The 19,983-nt window shown below is 26.9% G+C and carries 21 protein-coding genes; 18 read left to right on the top strand and 3 right to left on the bottom strand.

The genetic code is table 11. The features are described 5' to 3' along the window. Nucleotides 1–234 precede the first annotated feature (234 nt). The 3 genes from EK368_RS10980 (at nucleotide 235) to EK368_RS10990 (ending at nucleotide 2,871) form a co-directional block, all read left to right on the top strand. Nucleotides 235–981, top strand: a complete 747-nt coding sequence (locus tag EK368_RS10980; protein ID WP_202976472.1) for a polysaccharide deacetylase family protein — start codon at nucleotides 235–237, stop codon at nucleotides 979–981. A gap of 154 nt (nucleotides 982–1,135) precedes the next feature. After that, complete coding sequence (locus EK368_RS10985) at nucleotides 1,136–1,666, top strand: phosphatase PAP2 family protein (RefSeq protein WP_129599757.1); 531 nt, start codon at nucleotides 1,136–1,138, stop codon at nucleotides 1,664–1,666. A gap of 383 nt (nucleotides 1,667–2,049) precedes the next feature. Further along, nucleotides 2,050–2,871, top strand: a complete 822-nt coding sequence (locus EK368_RS10990) for a CsxC family protein (protein ID WP_243109408.1) — start codon at nucleotides 2,050–2,052, stop codon at nucleotides 2,869–2,871. A 90-nt stretch (nucleotides 2,872–2,961) separates the two neighbouring features. Here the strand turns inward: EK368_RS10990 and EK368_RS10995 are convergent, their stop codons facing one another. Continuing rightward, nucleotides 2,962–3,327 carry a hypothetical protein gene (locus EK368_RS10995; RefSeq protein WP_129599684.1) on the bottom strand — a complete coding sequence of 122 codons (366 nt, stop codon included), beginning with the start codon at nucleotides 3,325–3,327 and terminating at the stop codon, nucleotides 2,962–2,964. 269 nt (nucleotides 3,328–3,596) lie between these two features. Here EK368_RS10995 and EK368_RS11000 point away from each other — a divergent pair, with 269 nt between their 5' ends. The 3 genes from EK368_RS11000 (at nucleotide 3,597) to EK368_RS11010 (ending at nucleotide 9,910) form a co-directional block, all read left to right on the top strand. After that, nucleotides 3,597–4,865, top strand: a complete 1,269-nt coding sequence (locus EK368_RS11000; protein WP_129599686.1) for a RelA/SpoT domain-containing protein — start codon at nucleotides 3,597–3,599, stop codon at nucleotides 4,863–4,865. Nucleotides 4,866–5,180: 315 nt separating this feature from the next. Further along, nucleotides 5,181–6,392: an exonuclease SbcCD subunit D gene (locus tag EK368_RS11005; protein WP_129599688.1), complete on the top strand. Its 1,212-nt coding sequence runs from the start codon at nucleotides 5,181–5,183 to the stop codon at nucleotides 6,390–6,392. Next, complete coding sequence (locus tag EK368_RS11010; RefSeq protein ID WP_129599690.1) at nucleotides 6,389–9,910, top strand: SbcC/MukB-like Walker B domain-containing protein; 3,522 nt, start codon at nucleotides 6,389–6,391, stop codon at nucleotides 9,908–9,910. The genes EK368_RS11005 and EK368_RS11010 overlap by 4 nt, the downstream gene beginning before the upstream one ends. 121 nt (nucleotides 9,911–10,031) lie before the next feature. Here the strand turns inward: EK368_RS11010 and EK368_RS11015 are convergent, their stop codons facing one another. Beyond that, a complete protein-coding gene (locus tag EK368_RS11015; RefSeq protein ID WP_129599692.1) occupies nucleotides 10,032–11,249 on the bottom strand; it encodes a gluzincin family metallopeptidase in 1,218 nt (405 codons plus the stop codon). A gap of 308 nt (nucleotides 11,250–11,557) precedes the next feature. Between EK368_RS11015 and EK368_RS11020 the strand changes: the two genes are divergently transcribed. The 9 genes from EK368_RS11020 (at nucleotide 11,558) to EK368_RS11055 (ending at nucleotide 16,657) form a co-directional block, all read left to right on the top strand. Then, complete coding sequence (locus tag EK368_RS11020; protein ID WP_129599694.1) at nucleotides 11,558–12,106, top strand: sigma-70 family RNA polymerase sigma factor; 549 nt, start codon at nucleotides 11,558–11,560, stop codon at nucleotides 12,104–12,106. Next, the gene (locus EK368_RS11025) at nucleotides 12,094–12,240 is read left to right on the top strand and encodes a YvrJ family protein (protein WP_129599696.1); all 147 of its coding nucleotides are present in this window, start codon (nucleotides 12,094–12,096) and stop codon (nucleotides 12,238–12,240) included. The genes EK368_RS11020 and EK368_RS11025 overlap by 13 nt, the downstream gene beginning before the upstream one ends. A gap of 26 nt (nucleotides 12,241–12,266) precedes the next feature. Beyond that, on the top strand, nucleotides 12,267–12,500 hold the full coding sequence (locus EK368_RS11030) for a helix-turn-helix domain-containing protein (protein ID WP_129599697.1): 234 nt from the start codon (nucleotides 12,267–12,269) through the stop codon (nucleotides 12,498–12,500). A gap of 230 nt (nucleotides 12,501–12,730) precedes the next feature. Beyond that, nucleotides 12,731–13,633, top strand: a complete 903-nt coding sequence (locus tag EK368_RS11035; protein ID WP_243109409.1) for a patatin-like phospholipase family protein — start codon at nucleotides 12,731–12,733, stop codon at nucleotides 13,631–13,633. A gap of 82 nt (nucleotides 13,634–13,715) precedes the next feature. After that, nucleotides 13,716–13,850, top strand: a complete 135-nt coding sequence (locus EK368_RS15280; RefSeq protein ID WP_279222279.1) for a hypothetical protein — start codon at nucleotides 13,716–13,718, stop codon at nucleotides 13,848–13,850. Nucleotides 13,851–14,139: 289 nt separating this feature from the next. Next, nucleotides 14,140–14,283, top strand: a complete 144-nt coding sequence (locus EK368_RS11040) for a cyclic lactone autoinducer peptide (protein WP_129599699.1) — start codon at nucleotides 14,140–14,142, stop codon at nucleotides 14,281–14,283. Between the two features lie 221 nt (nucleotides 14,284–14,504). After that, nucleotides 14,505–15,881, top strand: a complete 1,377-nt coding sequence (locus tag EK368_RS11045; RefSeq protein ID WP_165000425.1) for a sensor histidine kinase — start codon at nucleotides 14,505–14,507, stop codon at nucleotides 15,879–15,881. Then, a complete protein-coding gene (locus tag EK368_RS11050; RefSeq protein ID WP_129599703.1) occupies nucleotides 15,838–16,422 on the top strand; it encodes an accessory gene regulator ArgB-like protein in 585 nt (194 codons plus the stop codon). The genes EK368_RS11045 and EK368_RS11050 overlap by 44 nt, the downstream gene beginning before the upstream one ends. Then, nucleotides 16,403–16,657, top strand: a complete 255-nt coding sequence (locus EK368_RS11055; protein WP_129599705.1) for a hypothetical protein — start codon at nucleotides 16,403–16,405, stop codon at nucleotides 16,655–16,657. Before EK368_RS11050 ends, EK368_RS11055 begins: the two co-directional genes overlap by 20 nt. A 1-nt stretch (nucleotide 16,658) precedes the next feature. On the opposite strand, the gene EK368_RS11060 is transcribed toward EK368_RS11055, so the two are convergent. Continuing rightward, nucleotides 16,659–16,856, bottom strand: a complete 198-nt coding sequence (locus tag EK368_RS11060; RefSeq protein WP_129599707.1) for an aspartyl-phosphate phosphatase Spo0E family protein — start codon at nucleotides 16,854–16,856, stop codon at nucleotides 16,659–16,661. A gap of 472 nt (nucleotides 16,857–17,328) precedes the next feature. On the opposite strand from EK368_RS11060, the gene EK368_RS11065 reads away from it, so the two are divergent. The 3 genes from EK368_RS11065 to EK368_RS11075 all read left to right on the top strand — a co-directional run bounded on the left by EK368_RS11065 (nucleotide 17,329) and on the right by EK368_RS11075 (nucleotide 19,978). Beyond that, on the top strand, nucleotides 17,329–18,303 hold the full coding sequence (locus EK368_RS11065) for a LacI family DNA-binding transcriptional regulator (protein WP_129599709.1): 975 nt from the start codon (nucleotides 17,329–17,331) through the stop codon (nucleotides 18,301–18,303). Between the two features lie 149 nt (nucleotides 18,304–18,452). After that, entirely contained in the window at nucleotides 18,453–19,466 is a 1,014-nt protein-coding gene (hutG, locus tag EK368_RS11070) for a formimidoylglutamase (RefSeq protein WP_129599711.1), read from the top strand. 143 nt (nucleotides 19,467–19,609) lie between these two features. Further along, nucleotides 19,610–19,978, top strand: coding sequence for a NifB/NifX family molybdenum-iron cluster-binding protein (locus EK368_RS11075; RefSeq protein ID WP_129599713.1), 369 nt, complete (start codon nucleotides 19,610–19,612; stop codon nucleotides 19,976–19,978). Nucleotides 19,979–19,983 lie beyond the last annotated feature (5 nt).

The following is a 19,983-nucleotide window of genomic DNA, read 5'->3' on the forward strand; positions in this document are numbered from 1 at the left end:
TGGCGCCAACGAAATCTTTTCATTTCATTCAAGATTTCCGTTGCTTAAAAAACGTCACTAATTCTCAATAAATGTTCCTTGTTTTTATAACTTTTCTATAATATATTACTGTCGATAGTTTGTAACGCTCATAAAGTTGGGCGTTTTTTTAATTTATACTAAATAAATATATGAAGAATATAATAAATATTATCTATCTTATATTGTATATAAATTAGAAAGGAAGAAATAAAAATGAAAACAAAGATATTTAAAGGATTAATTATTATAAGCATATTATTTTTTATAGGAATTAATATGTTTCATCAACAAACAAGAGAAATCTTTAAGGATAGTGTCTGTACATTTTTAAATTTTGGCAATACTCATAATGAAATTATAAATAAAGGATCAGAAGATAAAAAAATGATTGCTTTGACTTTTGATGATGGGCCTCATCCTAGATTTACACCAAAGATTTTAGATTTATTAAAAGAATATGATGCAAAAGCTACTTTTTTTGTCATTGGAAAGCATGTAGAAGCTTATCCAGAAGTACTCAAAATAGTAGCAAAGGAAGGGCATGAAATTGGAAACCATACTTTTTCTCATATAGATACAAAACAAACATCTTCTATCAAAGTAGAAGAAGAACTAAAAAAAACACAAGAGATAATTTTTAATACAACAGGTATAAAATCTAAAGTGTTTCGTCCTCCTTTTGGATTTTATAATTCTCAAATTATAGATATTGCTCATAAGTATGATTGTAAAATTGTATTATGGTCACCTCATCAAGATGCAAAGGATTGGAATTATCCAGGAGTTGATAATATTGTTCATCAAGTTCTTTCAAAAGTACAAAATGGAGATATTATATTGCTTCATGATTATGTAGAAAAAGATTGTCAATCTATTGAAGCTTTAAAAACAATCTTACCAGAGCTTAAAAGTAGAGGGTATAAGTTTGTAACCATATCAGAGCTTATAAAAAACTTATGATGAAGAAAAGTAAATGACAAAAATTTGTATAATATTTTTTAAATATACTATATAATAAAATATATACTTAAAATTTATATTTCCTGGGGAATAATGGAGAATATATGAAAAGTATATAAAAATATGTTATGAAAAAGATGGGGAGAAGTGGATGATGAATTGGATTCAAACATTTGACATGAATTTACTAAATAATATACATACACATATACAAAATCCTATTTTTGATAGAATAATGCCATGGATTACTTTTTTAGGAGATAAAGGTTTAGTATGGATGATTTTTTGCATCTCTTTGTTACTGAGTAAAAAATATAGAAGGGTAGGATTCTTAGCAATATGTGCATTAGCTATAAGTAGTATTTTAGGAGAAGGAATTTTTAAACATTTGTTTAGAAGGCCTAGACCGTTTTTACAAGTGCCTGATTTACAATTATTAATTCCAAAACCTACAAGTTATTCATTTCCATCTGGACATACTTCTTCATCTTTTGCAGTAGCTGGAGTGTTATTTAATAAGTTAAAGAGGTTTAGAAAAACTATTATTTTTATAGCTTTTCTTATAGCTTTTTCAAGATTGTATTTATTTGTCCATTATCCATCAGATGTTTTAGCAGGAGTTTTATTGGGAGTAGGATCTGCTATGTTTATTATAAATTTAGACAATAAAAAATCATTGCAGTAAAAAGACTTTAAGTAAACTGATATGAAATATGGCTTATTAAATTTTCATAGAACTATTTGTGTGTCATTTTGAATTAAGATAGTGCATATTTTGTTACAATATGTACTTCTATATAATTTACTATGTAGTAGTAGAATAAAAGAACTAAAACCTATAAGAGGTGTTTCTATAGGTTTTGGTTCTTTTATTTTTAAAGAAATTATATAGGTGAATTATGAAATTAAAAGTTTTTATAAACCTTCATTAAGCAAAGAATAGTTTAAATAGAAATATAGGAATTTTTTATTCACCAAATAGGACAATATGAATAATATGTATTAGGATATAGGACAAGAGAAGATTGTATCCAATAAAAAATAAAGAGAATGAGGAGGAAAATTATAATGGCATGGAATAAATATAATTCAATACAAAATTTACAAAAAAATCAAGTACAAGTAAAAGAGTGCACATCTAGTTGTGTAGAGGTATCTAGTGGAACTTCAGAAGAATGTGTAAATAGACCTGTTGACATTGAATCCCTTAGAACAGGTTCTATAGCTAAAATACCTATAGTACTTGCTGAATTAACTGTAAAGGTGAATGTAGATTCTATCATTACTTTACCAGAGATTGCATGGGAAATTAAAAGAATCAAGAAACATGTAAAAATAACTCAATGTCTACTTTTACAAGACACCAATATACTTTTTATTAAAGGGTTTGTGAGAAAAAATATTGAATATGCTACAAGAAAATGTTCCAATGAAGAAGGTTTCTGTGGAGATATTAAACATTGTACGATAGATGTACCATTTAGCTGCACTACTCCAATTTCATTTAATGGTATTGAACCACTTCCACCAAAATTCAATAGGGCAACAGAGTTTGAATATTTTAGAGAAGAAGCTTTAAATCATGATGGATTTGGATCTAAGGATAAATTGTTATCAGGTGATTTTCGTGAATTTAATCAAATAAGTGAAGAACACTTTAATGAACTTCCTTTCTGTGAATTGATTAAAGCAAGAATTGTAGAATTTGATGAGATCCTTAACTATACAGATTGTAACAAACAAAAAATGCCTTTTGAAGAAAGAGCATTTAGAAAAATTGAAGAAAAAATGGTTTTATTTATCACTCTTAAAATTCTTCAAAAAAGACAAGTTGCAATTGGTGCTGTAGAGGCGATACCTGATTGTCCTTGTTGTCCTTGTGATTGTTAAATAAATTTTGATTTTAAGAAAGTTATATAAAAATAAATGACCAGTTTGCGGTCATTTATTTTTATATAGAAGATAGAATATACAAATTTTTTAGAATGGGTAAGGTCTAGGAGGTGGATATGGAGTAGGTCTATTTTGAGGCCAAATAGCTGATAATATTAAAAACCATAAAAGTAGACTTGTTCCAGATACATATTGTGCTTCGGGAGCAGAAAGAGAAGAACCTTCCATGAGTATATCTTTAATTTTTTCAATAATCTCCATTTGTTCTGGGCTATAGATCATTCCCATTTCCATAAAATAATCAAGTTGAGACATATATTGTTGAATAATATTTTGAGGTACTTGATCTTTTATTTTATACATCTCATCCCAAAGATCTTCTTTAGATATATCTCTATATTGAGTCATAAATTGATCATAAGGATACATTTGATAAGGCGTATAATACATCATATAATAATTTCCTCCTTTTTAACTTTTTAGAAATTATGTCATGCTTTAATATAGAATATGAAATGTATTTAATATGTGTTACTAAAGTTTAGGGAGTGGGAGTCTATTGATTTTTATATCAAATTATTATAAAATGAATTTGAGTTCACAAAAATTATATATAATAGGAAAATGTGTAATATTTTGTATAATATGAATATGTTATATAGAATGAAAAGACTTTATGTTATTAAGATTAATAGGACTAATGAGATGGAGAGGGAAATGTTATGGAGATCATAAAAAAGTTTATGAAAAAATATAAAAAAAAATTTATGTATTATCAAAGATTAGCTGAATATTGTTGTAAAAAGTGTGAAGAGCAACTTGGTAAAAATGGGATTCATAGTATTGTTTCTTTTAGAGGAAAAAATCCTAAAAGTCTTGAAAAAAAAATTGAGTATAGAATGAAGGAAAACAAATATCATTCTGTGGAAGAAATTTCTAAAGATATAAGAGATTTGGCAGGAGTTCGTATTGCTCTATATTTTCCTGGAGATGCACAAGAAGTAGAAAAAGTTATTCGTTCAGAATTTATATTAGTCGAAGAACCCTCAAGATTTGATGGAAGTTATTTAAAGTATGATAAAAGATTTGCAGGATATCGTGCGAATCATTATAAAGTAAAATTAAAAGAAAATATATTGATTGAAAATACACCTTATCAATCAGAAATTATAGAAATTCAAGTGGCTTCTGTATTGATGCATGCTTGGGCAGAGGTAGAGCATGATTTGGCATATAAAGTTCCAGATGGAGGTATTTCAGATATGGAATATGCTCTTTTGGCTCAATTAAATGGATTAGTTCATAGTGGAGAGGTCACCCTAGAACAACTTCAAATTGCATTGAATAAAAGATTAGAAAGTGAAGAAAGACATTTCTTAAATCATTATGAATTGTCTTCTTATATTTCAACAAATTTATCTGAAACAATTAAAAATAAAATTACAGAGCCAACATTAGGAAGAGTAGATTTATTATTTGGGATTTTAAAACAATTAAATATGAATAAGCCTTCAGAACTTAGAAAATACTTAAATTTGTTAGAAAGAGAGACACAAGATCGACCTATTTGTTTTCAATTGATTGAAAAAATTTTAGGAGAAAATAAAGAAAAATATTTTTCAGTATATGAAGATTTTAGTAAGAAATTAAATGAAGAAGTGAGTAATATATTTAATAATGAATTTGAGGTGGATTATAAAAAAAGTAAGTTTTTAATTGATGAATTTTTATTAAAATGGGTTCAGCTTCAAAGCAAAATAAGGAATGATTTAAAAATTCAAGAAATAGATATGGTAAAGATTCAAACTATGGTTGAAGAATATTTTGAGCAAAAAGAATCTATATACAAAAAAATTCAAGAAATATCGCAAATGAGAAATGATATTATAAATGGACTTAATATTCCTTCACAAGAAGATTTAAAAGATGCCATTGAATATTTAGAAGATATTATTGAAGGTAGACTAGAAGAGAAAAAGAAGGTTATATAATAAAAAAGAGGATGATGAATCATCCTCTTTTTTATTATATTAGAGTTTGTATCCAAAGTCATAAAATTCGTCACTAAATTTTCAAATTTGGAAAATATAAAGAAACGCTCGAAAATAGCATTACAAACTCGCTATGCTCAAACAGTGTAATGCTAAACATTTTCCCACTTATTCTATATTTTCACAAATTCTTAATAATTGTTCCTTATTTTTATGACTTTGTTACAATATGCTTTATTAACAGTCTGAATCTTATATAATATAAGGTAAATAGATTATTTTAATATAGAAGTGGATGCTATAGGAGGGCAAAATATGAGAATTTTACATACAGCAGATTGGCATTTAGGAAAGAATCTTGAAAATGCAAGTAGAATAGAAGAACAAGAAAAATTTATAGAAGATTTTGTACAGATTGTTGAAAACAATCATATAGATTTAGTGATTATTTCTGGAGATATTTATGATCATAGTAATCCAAAGGCTCAAGCAGAAAAATTATTTTATAAAGCATTAAAAGAAATATCAAAGGGTGGAGAGAGGGTTGTATTAGTCATTGCAGGAAATCATGATAACCCTGAAAGATTAGTAGCAGCAAGTCCCCTAGCTTATGAACAAGGAATTATCCTACTCCCTTATCCCAAAAGCTGTGCAAAGATAGGCAGCTGTGGAAATCATAAAATTGTAGATGCAGGAGAGGGGTATTTAGAAATAGAGATTCATAAAGAGAGAGCTGTGATTATTACTCTTCCGTATCCTAGTGAAAAAAGACTTCAGGAAGTGATCTATGAAAATATTGAGGAGGAAGAAAGACAAAAGACGTATAGTGATAAAGTAGGAGAATTATTTAAAAAGCTTTCTTCAAAATATAGAAAAGATACTATAAATATCGCAGTATCACATTTGTTTGTAATGGGTGGAGAAGAGACATCATCAGAGAGAAATATTCAGCTAGGAGGAAGCTTAGCAGTAAATGTATATGATTTACCCTTAACTGCTCAATATATTGCATTAGGACATTTACATAGACCTCAAGAGATAAAAAATAGCAAAACAAAAGTAGTTTATGCAGGGTCTCCTCTTCAATATAGTAAAAGTGAGATAGGATATAGTAAATGTTTATATATAATAGATATAGTCCCACAAAAAGAACCAAAGATAGATAAAATATTATTGAAAAATTACAAACCTATAGAAGTATGGAGATGTGAAAATATAGAAGAAGCCATAAAAATTTGTACAGAAAATAAGGATAGAGATGTTTGGGTTTATCTTGAGATCAAAACAGATGAGTATATTACTCAAGAACATATTAAAATGATGAAGGAATTAAAGGAAGATATATTAGAAATCAAACCTATTATAAAGGAAAATGATGATCAGTTGGATGAGATTTATCATGCAGAGGAGAAAAATATAGAGGAATTATTTAAGGATTTTTATTTTTACCAAAGAAAAGTACAGCCAACGGATGAATTAATGGACTTGTTTTTGAAAGTTGCCAATGAAGAGGAGGAAGAAGCTTGAAACCTATTGCGTTAAAAATAAAAGGATTAAATAGTTTTATAGATGAGCAAATTATAGATTTTAAGACTCTTACAGAAAAAGGGCTATTTGGGATTTTTGGACCTACAGGAAGTGGAAAATCTACTATATTAGATGGAATTACTATTGCCTTATTTGGAGAAATTGTAAGAAAAAATAAGGATTTTATCAATATGGATTGTGAGGATTTGTTGGTAAGTTATGAATTTGAAATTGGAAAAGGTGATAAAAGAAAATCCTATGTTGCTCAAAGAAATTTAAAAAGAGATAAAAATGGATCTATTAAAACAAAGTATGCAAGGCTCATAGATAAGGAAGCAAATGGAATTATTGCAGAAAAGCCTACAGAGGTAAAAAATAATGTAGAAAAAATATTAGGCCTTACACTAGACGATTTTACTCGTTCTGTAGTATTACCTCAAGGGAAGTTTAGCGAATTTTTAAAGCTTAAAGGAAAAGATAAAAGAGATATGCTAGAAAGAATTTTTAATCTTGAAAAGTACGGAAAAAAATTAGGAGAAAAAATTAAAAAAGCTAGAAATAAAAATTTTAAAAAACAAAATGAACTAAGTGGAGAACTTAGAGGCTTTGAAGGAATATCAGAAGAAATTTATAAAAAAAACAAAAAAGAATTAAATATTTTAAAGATAGAAGAAAAAGAGTTAATACAAAAAAAAGAAAAGTCTCAAGAGGAGTATGAAAAGTATAAGGATATATGGAATTTTCAAAATGAATTGAAAGAATATGAAATAAAACTTAAAGAATATGATATTTATAAAGATGAGATAGAAAAGCTCAAACAAAAAAGTCAAAGAGGCGAAAATGCCTCAATTATTCAACCCTATATAGATGAAGTAGTAAAAATAGAAAATGAATATAGTATGAATAAAAAAGAGCTTATAGAAAAGCAAAAGGAATTAAACGAGATTGATGAAAAAATTATTAAGATAGAAGAAGAATATAAAATAGCACAAAAAACAAAAGATGAACAAATTCCTATTTTAAGTAAAAAAGAAATACAGCTTCAACATGCTATTGATTTAGAAAAAGAGATGGATAGGTTCAAGAAAGAAAGAGAAGAATTATTAGGAAGATATTATGAAATTTTAGATCAAAGAAATAGTTTAGATAAAAAGAAAAAAGAAAATGAAGAAATACAAAAAAATATTATAAGTCTATTGAATGAAAAAGAAATAAAAATACAAGATATAAAAATAAATAGAGATGATAAAGAAAAAATAGAAACAGCTTTGGAAGTAGAAAGAAAATATGAAGATCAAAAGAAAAGACAAGAGAATCTACAAAAAAAATTAAAAGAAAAGATGGATAGTTTTTCTAAAAACAAAAAAGATTATGATGAGATTTTAAAAGTAAAGAAAGAAAAAGAAAAAAGTTTGCATTTGCTTTTAAAAGAGCAAGAAAAACTACAAAATAATTGTCCAGGAGATAGTGAGCTACTTCTTAAAAAGCAAAGAGAAGAAAATGAGTGGGAGCAAAGAGTTAAAATTTATCAACAAGATTTTATAAAAAGAGATGAACTTAAAATTTTATATGATGAAAATCATAAAAAGAAAATACATCTAGAAGAAAAAATAAATAAAAGGAAAAAAGAAATAGAAGAGAAAGAAAACATAAAAAAAATATTAGAAGAAGAAATCAATCAAATTATAAAAAATTATCAAGCATTTATCATAGCAAAAAATTTAGATGAAGGAGAACCTTGTCCTGTTTGTGGATCTATCCATCATGAAAAATTAGCACAAGAAATAGATGATACTATTTTAGAAGACAAAAAACAAAGTTATGAAGAGTTACAAACAGAAATAGAAAAAATAAACCATCAAATAAGAGAAGATGAAAGTTATCTTATTTTTTATGAAAAGGAAGAAAAAAGATTAAAAAGTGAAGTAGATACACTAGACGAAAAAATAGGAGGAACTTGTTTAGAAGAAATTTTAAATTCTTATGAAAAAATGAAAGAAGAATTTAAGATTGTAAAAGAAAAAATCAATCATTGGAATGAAGAAAAAGAAAAAATGGATGAAAAAATAGAAAAGCTTAAAAATGATAAAAACCATATAGACAAAAAAGAAATAGAACTAAAAGGCTATATTCATTATGATGAAGAGGTAATTGTAGATCTTCAAAAGGAATTATATATTCTTCAAATACAATTTGATGATTTATATGAAGAATATAAAAAATATCAATATGAACTTAAAATAGAAAATTTTAAAGAAGAAATGAAAAGAATAAAAAAAATAGAAGAAGAAATAGAAAAATTACAAAATGAGCAAAAAAGTTTAAGAAAAGAAATAGATGAAAAAATAAATATAAAAGAAAAAATAAATAAAGAAATTAGTGTATTAGATGTAGATTTAAATAGTATTTTAGAAGTAGGAAAAGAAAAGAAGAATATTATAGATAAAAATGAAAAGGAATTAAAAAATATTACAGATGGAAAAGATACAAAGACCTATATAAATGATATTAAAAATAAAATAAGTGAGATCCATGCTTGGGTGAAAAATTCAGGTGATGAATTAGAAAATATAAAAAATAAAAAAGAGATTCTAAAAAATTTAATAAGTAGTAAAAATGGGAAAAATGAAAATCTTATAGAGCAAATAAAGCAATATAAACAAAGAATAGACAAGCTATTGAAGGAGTATTCTTTTGAAAGCAAAGAGGAAGTATTAAAATATTTTATTTCTAAAGAAGAAATAGAAAATATCAATCAAAGAATTAAAAATTTTGAGGATGAATTTAAAAATATTTTAAGAAATATAGATAGGCTTAAAAATTTATTGAAAAATGATAGAATAGATGAAGAATCCTGGAATAAAATCAAAGAGGATCAAAAAAATTATGAACTCTTCTTTAAAGAAAAGATTATTCAAATTGCTTCTTTAGAACATACACTCAAAAAAATGAAAGAGGATTTAGAAAAAGTAAAGGATATACAAAAAATGTATTGGGAAGTTGAGCATCAATTGAGTATTTTAAGTGATATAGATAAATTGATACAAGGAAATAAATTCGTAGAGTTTGTGGCAATGAATCAATTAAAATATATAGCCAAAGAAGCTTCAAAGTATCTTATGAATATCACAGGAAGATATGGATTAGAAATAGATGATGAAGGTAATTTTACCATAAGAGATGATAAAAATGGAGGAGTAGTAAGAGAGACTGCATCTTTATCAGGAGGAGAGACTTTCTTGACTTCATTAGCATTGGCACTCGCATTATCTTCTCAAATTCAATTAAAGGGAAGTGCCCCTTTGGAATTTTTCTTTTTAGATGAAGGTTTTGGAACTTTAGATGCAGATCTTTTAGAGGTAGTTATGACATCTTTAGAAAAGCTTCATACAGACAAATTATCTGTAGGAATTATAAGCCATGTAGAGGAATTAAAAAATAGAGTTCCTGTAAAGATTATAGTTACTCCAAGTGAATATGGAGTAAGAGGAAGTCAAGTGAAGCTTGAATACAGTTAAATAAAAAAGGATAAAAGATTTAAAAACCCCCTTAGAGGATACTAAGGGGATTTTTTCTATGAATATGTACATAAAATTATATATCATAGACTTTAGGAGAAAAGTATTTGTGTCTAATTGATTATGCAATATTAAGTTTTGCATCTACCTTAATAGGAATTTCACGCCATTCAAAAGAGCCTTTTATGATATCTTCATATTTTCCGTTACTTAATTCTCTATCTGCATAGATCATATTTGCTACGACTTTCCAATAGTATAGATCATCTTTAGAGGTTTTATCCCAAGCCCTTGCCATTAATGTAGCAAAATAATCTCTAGCATCAAGTAAAGCTTGACGGAATTCTTGAGGCTTACGGTTATAATATTTTTCAAATTCTTTTTGTATATTAGGAACTTCGTATCCTTCTACATGCTTTGAAAGGTCGCCTAATTCTTTAGGTATAGTACCTTGATCTACAAGATTTTGTTCGTAGATTTCAATCAAAGTATCAAAGGCTCCACCTGAGAATGGAAGAGAAAGATCGTGTTCTTCTGAATTTACAGTAGACATTTTTTCATAGTTAAATAAAATTCTTATTTGAGTGCTCTGACTTAGTTCACCTACTCGTGACAATTCATTTACAGAGAATAAGTTTCCTTTGGTATTTTGTAGTAGATGATCCACTACTCTATCAAAATGTAAAGATGCAATGATTGCAACAATATCTGCAAATGCTTCGTGATGGCCACGATATTCAGAAGTCATTTTACTACTTGTAGGCCAACCGATTACTTCATTTTTAATAGTATGACCTAATTCATGTGCCAATACATCAAAGTTTTCACAATAAGGATTGTTATAATCAAGACCTCCAAATAAGCTGTCTTTTCTTGGAAATCCAAATTCTAAAAATCCATAACCTGAATGTGCATTATTCCATTCTACTCTTGGTATAAGTTCTAATCTATCGTAGGTTTCTCTGAAAAACCATGGAATTTTTCTTCCAAAGTAATCTTCCCAAATGTCTAAAGTACGTCTAACGGTAGCAAACATAGTAGCGGAAGAAAAAGCACGGTCTGTAGGAGAAAGATGATCAAAATGACCATCTGAGCTAGGTTGAACAGGTGGAAATTTTTCACCATTATATGGAGGATAAGAAAATCTTCCATAAGGACGTTTGTTCTTAGCATCAATAACATACATCTTTTGATCAGAAGGCCCAGCTTGAATGGTTCCTGGTTTTTCATTAATATATACTATTTCTGGTTTTTCAAAGCCTTTCAAACTTTTGTGCTGAGGGTAGATAAGGAATCTAGTTCCTGTTTCTTTTACTTGATTATCCAATTTTTGTGACATACAAATCATCCTTTCTTTTATTATATAATTTTAAATAGTGTATTTTAAATAAGACATTTGCGTTGGCCAACTTATTTTGCCTTACACTCTATAAAGATGGACTTACAAATAACAAAAGTAACCTTTTATTTTGAAAAAATTATTTTTTTTTCAAATAAAAGGTTACTTTTATTGTGTTGTAAAACATCTTATATAGTATTAAGTTGTCAAAAACAAAAAATTAAATTATTTATTTCATTCTAAAACTCACAATCTTTAATCTACAAGAGTTCAATTCTTTTCATACTAGAAAAAAGGAGGAGTTCTAAGTGAAAGAATTGGTAGAAAAATTTCTAGAGGATCCAAAGATGAAAGATCTATATATTCAAGCTAAAACTTATAACAATCAAGAAGCCTATGAAACATTAAATAAGGAGTTTAATAATTATTTGTTTGAAGTGAAATTTTTAAGTTATATAAGCAAAACATTATCTCTTTCTTCTAAAGATTTTTATAGAAAGTATTGTAAGTTAAAAAACAAGGAAAAGCTCTTGCTCAATGAAGAAAATGAAAATTTTGATACTCCATCCATTAATAATATACCTGATCAATCTATAAATTTTGAAGAAGAGATTATACAATTAAATCCATTTGCAACATTTTGTGATATCATTGCAGATTATAAAATTGTTCAAGCTATAGAATATTTAGGGAAAAAGCAAAAATTAATTTTATACAAAAGTTTTGTAGAAGAGAAAACAAATACACAGATAGCACGAGAATTAGGTGTATCACAGCCCTTTGTAAGCAAGACGAAAAAGGCTGCATTAAAAAAATTAAAATATTTATTAAAGGAGGGATGCAAATGGAATTATTAGTTGAAATAATTGGAAATGTAGGATTTCCAATTGCTGTATCTGCTTTTTTATTAATTAGAATTGAGAATAAATTGGATGAATTGAACAAGATACTGATAAGCATGATTGAATTACTAGCAAAGAATAATGATTAAATACATGCTTAGGGAGATGATATGATATGAACAACAAAAGGGAGTTAAGGGAATTATGTGATTTATCCAAACAGGGGGATGAAAAAGCAACACTAATGCTTATAGAAATATTTCAATCTCAAGTATATAAAAATAGTTATATAAATGGCAAATTTGATGAAGATTGTTTTCAAGAACTGAATATGAGATTACTAAATTGTATTAAAAAATTTAAGATTGATGAAGATTATGATATTTTTAAATGCAATAAAATTGCATAAAGATGAATCTGTCCTTATATGTATGTTATTAGAAAGTATATATTATATAGAAGTTTAAAAAGAAGTATCAAGATTATTTTTAAATAACTTAGATACTTCTTTTTTGATAGTAAATATTTTGAGAATACTTCTATATCATGAGTAGTTTTGATAAGAACATATAAATTTTTAATGATATAATATAAATGTTAAAATTAACTATTATATATGATTGAAAGTAGGAATTAGAGGTGGGAAAATTGATACTTCAAAATGTCGGTTTAGTTTTAGAAGGTGGAGGAATGAGAGGAGCTTATACAGCAGGAGTATTGGATGCTTTTATGGATGAAAAAATTAAAACTTCTTATGTAATAGGTGTTTCTGCTGGAGCAAATAATGGTGCAGATTTTATGTCTGAACAAAGAGATAGAAATAAAAAGGTTTTTGTAGATGTAGTAAAAGATCCAAGACATTCAGGAATATGGAATTTACTTAGAGAAGGAAGCTATTTTGGTATGGATTTTATTTTTAATACAGTAGCTAATGAATTGATTCCTTTTGATTATGATACTTTTTATAATTCTCCTACTACATTTAAAGTATGTACAACAAATTGTAAAACAGGAGAGGCTGTATATTTTAGTCATAGGGATTTTGAACCTAAGTATTTTGCACAAAAAATATTACGAGCTTCTTGTAGTTTACCTATGATTTCATCTCCTGTAGAAATAGGAGAACATACATATCTAGACGGAGGGTTAGTAGATCCTATACCGATTAAAAAATCTATACAAGATGGCAATTCGTATAATATTGTAATTCTTACAAGAAATAAAGGCTATAAGAAAAAGCCTTCTAAATTTAATTTTATAACAAAAATTTTTCTACATAAATATCCTGAGATAGTTAAAGTTCTTAAAAATAGATATAAAAAATATAATGATTGTATGGATGAAATCAATAAACTTGAAAAAGAGGGATCTGTGTATGTATTTAGGCCACAAAAAGAATTATCTGTGAATCGTTTAGAAAAAGATATTAAAAAATTAAATGATTTATATGAGCAAGGATATCATGAAGCAATACATCAAATGGATGATTTTAAAAATTGGTTAGACAGTGTACAAAAAAGAGGTACTTTACAACAAACATGATAACAAAGATGGAACACATCTAAGCCTTCCTACATAATCTGTATCAGGGAAAAAATTTTACAAATAAAAGGAGGTGCAATAGATGGCTGATAAACAATGTAGAGGAATAGGTGGAATATTTGGTGGATGTGATGATAGCTTATTATTTTTCTTTTTATTACTAGTAATATTATTCTGTTCTCCAGGAATATTTGGAGGATGGGGTAGAGGATGCTAAAGTTTTTAAAGAGTTGGGGAAACCCAACTCTTTACTTTTTAGAAAGTTAGGGTTTCAACAAACTTTAAGGAATGTAAAATTAATTTAAAATAAAAGAATTTCATTGGAAATATGAGCAAGTTTGATAGAAATATACGAATTTTTCATAAAAATAGTCAGAAAATTATAGAATTTGTCGCGAAAAAATTTTACAAATGTTTACTTTTTTAACCAATTTTGTTATATAATAAAAGAGAAGTACTCTAGAGTATCAAATAAACAAAAAAACAAAAGGGGAGAGGGATTTATTATGAAAAAAGTAATGGAATTTGTACAAAAAAATTGTCTACATGTATTGTCACTTTGCGCATTATTTGTAGGAGCAACAGCAGCTTCAGCGGCTACATTATGGTATAGTCATCAAGTGAAGTGCCCAGAGGAATTATTAAAATAAAGTGATATAGCTTGTATGATTCTTTAAATGCATAAAAAATAAAAATTTTTATGTATCAATGAAAAAAGGTTTCTTATAATTAATAGTTTTTATAGAAGCCTTTTTTCATTGTGTATTTGATAAAATAATGCATATATTATCATTTATGCTATGTATTTTACTAAAACACATGCATAAATATTCATAACAAAGACTTTGATTTTGAGTAGAGGAGTATGGTTATGAATTTATATAGTTTTGTAAATGAAATTTTATTTGCTGGCTTTGAAGGTTTTTTGATTTTAGCTATATTTGTAAATTTATTTTATAAAAAAAATTTTATAAGAGAAAATATATTAAAAACATCTGTATTTGTATGTTCATATACAGTGTTTTCTTATTGGGCATCAACGTATACTCCTATAGGGTATCATACCATCATTATCGCAGCTTTTATGGTGATTAGTATTTCTTTGATTACCTCATCTCATTTAATACATTCTTTTATTGGAATAATGATTATTTCTATTTCTTTTATGATGATAGAAAGTACTGTTATTATGATCTTTGCTATATTTAAAGAAGTCAATGGTTTAGATATTATTAATAATCCTATGATTAAGTTTGAAATATCTATACTTATTAAGACTATAGAATTACTTTTAAGCTTTATAATTTATAAAAGCAAAAGAGTGTATTTTAAAGAATTGTCTATAAATTCAGGGAATAGTGCTATTGCATATTTATTATTGGGAATATTTCTTATGGGTGTTTTTATTTTTAGCATAAATTATATTGTTGTTAGTAAAGCAAATATGATTTTATATGAGATATTAATATTTTTTATTTTTGTTCTTTTTATTTTTTGTGGTATTTTTGTATACAAAGAAAAAGAACAATTATTAAAAACGAAGCATAAACTTCATTTGCAGGAAGAGTATATAAAAAATATTGAAACTGTCATGGGTATTATTCGACAAGAAAAACATGATTTTATGAATCATATAAATACTATTCATGCTATATGTTCTTTAAAAAAACCAAATGCCATTGAACAGATAGACAAATATGTAAACAAATTAACAAACAATGTACAAAAATCTTATCATTATTATCATACGGGAAATGACTATGTAGATGGATTGCTTGCAGTAAAGAGCAATTTTGCTTTTCAACATGATATTTCTTTTGAAGTAGATTTTGAAGATTCATTAAATCATATTGACTTGGATGAGTATGATCTGGTGAGTATTATTAGTAATTTGATTGATAATGCTTTTGAAGCCATTATTAAAAACAAACGATTAGAAGATGAGGTTGTATCTGTCTGTACATATATTGAAGATGAAATATATTATTTGTCTATTGCAAATACTGGGCCTCCTATTTCACAAGAAATCATCAACAAAATTTTTGATAAGGGATTTTCTACAAAACAAAGAAATAAAGGAGATCATGGGCTAGGATTGTATATTACAAAGGAAACCGTACAAAAAAACAAAGGGGAGATCATTGTTTTGAGCAATGAGAATGAAACACAATTTTTAGCAAAGTTTTATTTAAAGGAGTGTAGTTATGGAGAAAATATCTCAAAACATCACAAATTTAATACAGCGTAACAATTCAAATTTAACTGGGCTCCAAATTTTAAAAATAAAATTTGGACTAGAATGTTTATTAGGAGAACTGACTAAAACTATTATGTATATAGGTATATTTTCAGTATTTTCATTGACGAAAAATTTTTTAATAGGATTATTATTTTTCTGTTTGATAAGATCAGTAGCAGGAGGGCATCATGAGGAAACTTATTGGAGATGCTTTTTTACTAGCCTTTTCATATTTAGTACTATTGTAATAGTAGGTACTCAATGGAATATATCTATAAATATAAGGATTCTTATGTTGATTGTATCTATTGCACTAGTATGGATATATGCTCCAGTAGATCATCCTAATAAACCTATTATTAGTGAAATAAGAAGAAAAAAATTAAAATACATTTCTTTATTATTGACTATATTGATGGGGGCAATAAGCTTTTTTCTTCCACAAAATTATCATGCTACTGCTATGATGGCTATATTACTGGAAGCTTTATCTTTACCAATAGGAAATTTTTCGAAAAGGAGTATGGAAAGTGAAAGTATTAAAAGGTGAAATAATTAATAATGGTATAGTAATAAATACATCTGCTGTGCCCTATGATGATACAAAAGAGTTTTTTATTGCTCTAGTGGCCATTAGTGAATCTTTAGAGATGGATGTTCCTATATGGACATCAAGAGAAGATTATTTTCTACAAAAAAATAAAGAAGTAATCTTTTGCTTAAAAGAAAATCTGTTGTTAAGAATATATAGTGAATCATTATATAATAAAGGAGTTTCTAGGTAGTTTAGAAACTTCTATTTTTATAGTGAGAGATATTTTTTATATCTGATAAAGCATCGTAATACTGATTTAATAAAAGATCTAATTGCTGACTAACGGATAATACTTCATAATCAAGAAGATCATTTTTATTATTGATCAGGATATGCATTGTAGTTCTTAATTCTGCTATTTGTTTTTTTAGCTCTTTTACTTTATTCATGTTTAGTGATCTCCTTTTTTTTAATTCCATACAAAATTATATAAAAGTTAAATTTTCATCAAATTTTAAACAACGGAAATTCTAAATGAAATGAAAGAATTTCTCTTAAGATATAAGCAATTCCTGTAAGAATATGAGAAATTTTTTATAAAATATTTATTTTGAACGACAATCTATATTTTAGCATATATGTAACTAAATGTAATAAAAAATACTAAAAATAGTAAAAAAGTTGTATGTTGGATAAAACATTTAATAATTGACAAATATATACTTTTAGAGTACCATTTTATGGAACATGTTTCAACAAAATCATATAAAAAATAGAAAATAGTTCAAAAATATGATTAATTTTCGAGTATTCATTAGGACCAATTGCCAAAGCTTTATGAACCTTATAAAGAAATAGTATTAGACGAAAACAAAAAGTTTTTAGGGATCAAAGAAAAAATGCTAGTGGTAGGAGGGCTTTATGTCAAATATAAGAGAAGTTGCGAAGAAAGCAGGAGTAGGAATTGCAACTGTATCTAGGTATTTAAATGATACTGGATATGTAAGTGATGAAGTAAAAGTAAAAATAAAAAAGGCAATAGATGAGTCAAATTATAAACCAAATGCATTGGCGAGAGCTATATTTACTAAGAATTCAAAGACTATAGGACTTATGGTTCCAAATATATCAAATCCATTTTTTAATCAAATGGCATCCATTATAGAAGAGTATGCAAGTAATAAGGGATATCATATATTACTATGCAATACAGATGACAATGAGGAAAAAGAAAGAAAATATCTAGATGTGTTACAAAGTCATAGAGTAGCAGGAATAATTGTATCAAGAAGTCAATGCAAAGAAGTATATAAAAATATTGAAATTCCTATTGTGTCCTTTGAAAACCATATTTCTGATCAAATTATTACGATTTCTTCTGATAATTATCAAGGAGGAAAAATTGCTCTAGATCATTTATATGAAAAAGGTTGCAGAAAAATTTTACATATAAGAGGACCTCAATCCTTTGAAGCTACAGAACTAAGATTTAAAGGATTTGTAGATGAGGCGAAAGAAAAAAAAATAGAAATTGATTATATTGAATTTGAAAGTGATTTTCAGGTAAAAATGCTTAGAGAAAATATTGATGATATCAAAAATATTAGAAAGTATGATGGAATATTTGTTTTTAATGATATTGCTGCAGCTATAATTATGAAATTCCTTAAAAAAATAGGAGTGAAAATTCCACAAGAAATTCAAATAATAGGTTTTGACAATAGCTTTATCTGTGAGTTATTACATCCTTCTTTAACTACTATCAATCAGCCTATACAAGAATTAGGAAAGACTACTATTGACATTTTAATAGATTTAATTAATGGAGAAAATATTCCTATAAAGGATTATCTTATGGAAACAAAGTTAATAAAAAGAGAGACAACCTTCATATAATTTCTTTATGAAGATACATTTATTTTCAAATGGAATATTTTAATTTTATGAGGGGTTTTTTTATGATCTTTTTCAGTATATAATCATATAAGAAATAAATATTGTATGAATCTAAAATAGAAAATAAAAAGGTTATAAGGAGTGGAAAAATGTTTGAGATAAACTATAAAACCACAGATGAGGTAGTTTGGCAAGGAAGAACAGATGATGAAACAAATTTTGATGCTTTTAGATGGCATCAATGGGTAGAAAATATTAATTTAAGAAAAGAAGATTTAAAACCTTTCACAGGGAAATTAGGATTTGCATTTATTGGATTTTGTTGTGATGTAGGAGTACAAAGAAATAGAGGAAGAGTAGGGGCTCAAAATGGTCCTAGAAGTATTAGAAAAGAATTAGCAAATTTACCTTGTTGTTTTACTCAGGAAGTAAAGCTCTTTGATGCAGGAAATATATTTTGTGAAAATGCTACTTTAGAGGAAAGTCAAGATTTGCTTTCACAGGCTGTAGAGAAAATATTAAGTTTAAATCTTTTTCCTATTGTTTTAGGAGGAGGACATGAAATTGCTTTTGGTCACTATAATGGAATATTAAGTCATTTAAAACAAAATGAAGATAAGCCTAATATTGGAATCATTAATTTTGATGCTCATTTGGATATAAGACCTTATCCAAATGGGGGTAGCTCAGGTACTATGTTTAGACAAATTGCAGATATTTGTAAAGAAAAAGAATTAGAATATTCTTATCTTTGTATTGGAGCTCAAAAACATAGTAATACAGTAGATTTGTTTAAAACAGCAGATAGATTGGGAGCAAGTTATATTTTAGCTAAAGATATTTTAGATACAGATCATTGGAATTTATTAGAGAAGATAGATGATTTTATGAAATTTAGAGATCATATCTATATTACTATTTGTTCTGATGTATTTTCTTCGGCTTTTGCACCAGGTGTAAGTGCTACACAATCTTTAGGATTAGATCCAGAAAAAGTTTTAAAATTTTTAAAATATATGTTAAGGTCTAATAAGGTAGTTAGCTTTGATATTGCTGAAGTTTCTCCTAGGTTTGATCAAGATAATACAACTTCCAATTTAGCTGCTGTATTGATTTTTTCAGTGATTCAAACTTTATCTCAAATGAAGCATCTTTCCATTTAAAAACCTGCTATGAAGCAGGTTTTTTTTCGATGTTTTTTAAATTGGCATTTGACAATAATGAAAAAAGCAGTATAATATAATTAGCAAATGCCAATAATGTATATGAGCAGTTAATTGAATTTTATAAAATGGAGGGGTGCTTTATGAAAATTTGTATTTCAAGTTTAGGAAAAGAAAAGACTTCTATGATGGATGAGCGATTTGGAAGATGTCAGTATTTTTTTATTGTAGATACTAAAACAAATGAACAAAAAGTTTTAGTAAACAAAGGATTAACAGCAACACAAGGAGCAGGAATTGCTGCAGGACAACAAGTAGTAGATGAAAAAGTAGATGTACTTATTACTGGATATGTAGGACCAAATGCTATGAAAGTATTACAAGGATCTGATGTAAAAATTTATAAAGGAAAAGGGCTAGAGGTTCAAAAAGAAATAGAGGAGTTTGAAAAAGAAAACTTGGATGAAATCAAAAATGCAGGACCTGCTCACTTTGGAATGAAGAACCAGTAAGGAGA

It is taken from the genome of Anaerophilus nitritigenes, assembly GCF_004138215.1.
In the GTDB taxonomy this organism is placed as follows: Bacteria; Bacillota; Clostridia; order Peptostreptococcales; family Thermotaleaceae; genus Anaerophilus; species Anaerophilus nitritogenes.